The organism is Roseomonas sp. TAS13 (assembly GCF_001950415.1).
GTDB classification, from domain to species: domain Bacteria; phylum Pseudomonadota; class Alphaproteobacteria; order Acetobacterales; family Acetobacteraceae; genus Roseomonas; species Roseomonas mucosa.
Window position 1 is genome coordinate 1 of record NZ_BDLP01000601.1, and the last position, 1,726, is coordinate 1,726.

1 protein-coding gene and 1 pseudogene are annotated in these 1,726 nt (G+C 61.6%); both read left to right on the forward strand.

Annotated elements, in window-relative coordinates; all coding sequences use genetic code 11:
• The first annotated feature begins 497 nt into the window (after positions 1–497).
• A complete protein-coding gene (locus ROTAS13_RS24080) occupies positions 498–998 on the forward strand; it encodes a ferritin-like domain-containing protein (protein ID WP_075823628.1) in 501 nt (166 codons plus the stop codon).
• 114 nt (positions 999–1,112) lie between these two features.
• A pseudogene (locus ROTAS13_RS24085) lies at positions 1,113–1,585 on the forward strand (transposase); the annotation flags it as partial.
• Positions 1,586–1,726 lie beyond the last annotated feature (141 nt).

A 1,726-nucleotide genomic window follows, 5' to 3' on the forward strand; every position in this document is an offset into this window, starting at 1 on the left:
TGCGACGATAGCGTCGACATGAGAGAGCCGGGCAGAGCAGTCATGGCCAGGATCCTTCTGCGCGAGGGATGAATCCTCCATTTCAACTCATCCCTGACCTCCCAGCCATCACTGTCGTGTAGTGTGGCCGACTAGATAATCATTATCGCCTCGGTGCCAGCCAGTGCAGCAAAACATATGTTAACTCTGGGCACCAAATATGCGTGCCGGCTCACTACGTTTCAGGGCACGAAAACACCATTGTCGAGATATGCGCCCGGATGGCTCGTGCCTCTGGGCGCTTTCGATTCTGTGCCTGTCCTCCAGAGCGGAGACAGCCGCGCAAGGCATCCTCACCATCCCCGAAGCCGGCCGTTGGATGCATGGAGATCCTCTCCATCGTCCTGTCGCCATACCCAAGCATCTGTGAGTGTCTGCGCTGCCACCTTCTCTCCTTGCCCAGCGTTTTGTCTCGGCTGCCAAATGAGGCGGTGAGCTGGATGGGGAAGATCATCGACATGGCCGAGAAGACCCTTGCGGACGCCTTCCACGAAACACTGAAGGACGTCTACTACGCCGAAAAACAGTCAGTGCGGGCGCTCAAGAAGTCTGCGAAGGCCGCGAAGGCACCGGAACTGAAGGAAGCGTTCACTCAGCATGCCGAGGAGAGCGCCGCGCAGGTGGAGCGCTTGGTCCAGGTCTTTGAGCGCATCGGCAAGTCAGCTCGTGCCAAGACCTGTGAAGCAATGCAGGGCCTGACGGCAGAAATGGAAGAGGATCTGGAGGATTTCGGCGGCACTGCGGCAGCCGATGATGTATTGATCGGCTGTGCCCAGGCGATCGAGCACTACGAAATTGCCCGCTACGGGCTGCTGAAGACCTGGGCAGCCAAACTCGGGTATTCTGAAGCAGAGCAGCTGCTGGCCGAGACCCTGGAGGAAGAGAAGAAAGCCGACGCCCTGCTGACCCAGATCGCAGAGAGCTTTGCCCCTTCAGGCAACGACGCTAACACTAAGTAGTCGGGTCTGAACAACCTCGCGGGCACTGATTTGCTTGGGAGAGTTGTTGGTTTGGGCGCTCTGGAATTGCAGGGTTCAGTTGGAACCCTGCGGTAATCCTGCGATTCTGCGGGCATGAAGCATCGTCCCCGCCCGCCGGAACAGGCCGACCTGCTACGGCCCCGCCTGGTCGGCATGATCAACGGGCGACACGAACTGATCCGGCTGGCGGCGCTGATCGACTGGAGCTGGTTCGAGCGGGAATGGGCCGGCTTCTTTCCCGCCGGTGAGAGCCGGCGAGCCAGCCATCCGCGTCTGGTCGTCGGGCTGATGTACCTCCAGCACGCCTACGGCCTCTCCGACGAGGCGGTGCTCGCCCGCTGGGTCAGAACCCGTATTTCCAGCACTTCACCGGCGAGACCTTCTTCCAGCATCGCCTGCCCATCCACCCCTCCTCGCTCAGCCGCTGGCGCGGCCGCATCGGTGAGGGGGGCGTGGAGTGGCTGCTGAGCAAGACCATCGAGGCGGGCCGCGCTGCGGGCGCTGTGTCGGAGCGCAGCCTGGCCAAGATCGCGGTGGACAACGCGCCCATGGAGAGCTTCTTCGCCTCGCTCAAGAAGGAGTGGACTTCCCCCTGTGGGGTGGAGGGTTTGGTAAGGAACCCGAGCACCCTTGGAGGGCAGCATGGCGGAGAAGCGGACCCGACGCCGGTTCACGGCGGAGTTCAAGACAGAGGCGGTCAGGCGACT

What these genes read in the sequence shown, in the direction of transcription:
- ROTAS13_RS24080 (WP_075823628.1), top strand. Translation starts at nt 498, where the DNA reads ATGGCCGAGAAGACCCTTGCGGACGCCTTCCACGAAACACTGAAGGAC.